Raw genomic sequence first — 1,111 nt, 5'->3', positions numbered from 1 at the left:
CATTTCTTTCCTTTTATATATTCGCTCAATTCCGTTACCTACCGTATTACTAATCCTGTAAATATTCATAGCGCCTCCCTCTAAAAAGCGGTGTTTCCTTATTTTCCCTACTACTTTTTTACATTAGTACTAAATTGTACTTCTTGCAAGCATATATTTAACAATTAGTAATGAAGCGAAAAACCGCGTCTCCATTGTGAATCGTGCTTAACACAACGGAGACGCGGTTCATTTTAAGCCTTTAAAATTCTCTCTTATGCGGATTAATCCTCTTTCGAGTGCCGCTTTTTATAACTCAACTTTCACAGTAAAAAAATTGGCAAACAAGTCTTGATTTAGCTGGGTAAAGCAGCAATCCATTGCCGGAGTTGACGCTGAATCAGAGGCGGACAGTGTCTTTCCTAAATTGGGCAAGCAACTCGACCGCTTTGCTACGATTCTGCTTAAACATGGAAGCATAGAAGCGTCAACGATGAAGAGGGCGTCACGATCCGCCGAGGTCAGCACATCTACCTTTTGCACTGTAGCCGTTTCGGGCATTTTCACAAATCGACGCCAGGTGAGGTGGCTGTCTAAAGGGTTCGTGTCTTCATGTCTTCGTGTCTTCGTGTCTTCGTGTCCCTGCCTGCAGCCTTTGCACGATTATCCCTTTCGTTAAGGGAGCAGGGGGTGTGGGCTAGAGCAAGAGTTCCAAAAAAAGAGAGAAGAAAAAGAGATGGGGGAAAAAATGAGGCCGTTCAGGTGAGATGTTCGACTTGAAAAGGGAACGTGTGTTTGGTATGATGAAATAAACAGAACACACGTTCGCAAACTCTTGATTCGGGGGCGAGTAAACATGGGGGTCAATGCGGGAACGGAACTCCAACCATTCACCAGCCGTTATAACAGCGAGCAGGCCTGCATGGAGGCGGTGATCGCGATGAAGTGGCCGAACGGCTTCGTCTGCCCGCGCTGCGCTCATACCCGGTGCAGCCGTCTGACTTCCCGGCATATCCCCTTGTTCGAGTGCGGAAAGTGCAAGCATCAAACGTCGGCTTTGGTCGGCACGATTTTTGAAGGAACGCATCTGCCCCTGCTCAAGTGGTTCAATGCGCTGGAGTTGTTCTTGCTT

1 protein-coding gene and 1 pseudogene are annotated in these 1,111 nt (G+C 47.1%); one reads left to right on the top strand and one right to left on the bottom strand.

Going from position 1 to position 1,111, the window contains the following annotated elements; genetic code table 11:
• Window positions 1–400: 400 nt before the first annotated feature.
• Window positions 401–558: pseudogene (locus tag EHV15_RS38230) on the bottom strand (IS4 family transposase); the annotation flags it as partial.
• A 277-nt stretch (window positions 559–835) separates the two neighbouring features.
• Here EHV15_RS38230 and EHV15_RS07335 point away from each other — a divergent pair.
• A partial coding sequence (locus EHV15_RS07335) for a transposase (RefSeq protein WP_148101070.1) occupies window positions 836–1,111 on the top strand: 276 nt, incomplete at its 3' end.

The organism is Paenibacillus oralis (assembly GCF_003863965.1).
Lineage (GTDB): Bacteria > Bacillota > Bacilli > Paenibacillales > Paenibacillaceae > Fontibacillus > Fontibacillus oralis.
The sequence above is the reverse complement of the archived record's forward strand: the minus strand, read 5'-3'. Positions and strand labels throughout refer to the sequence as shown.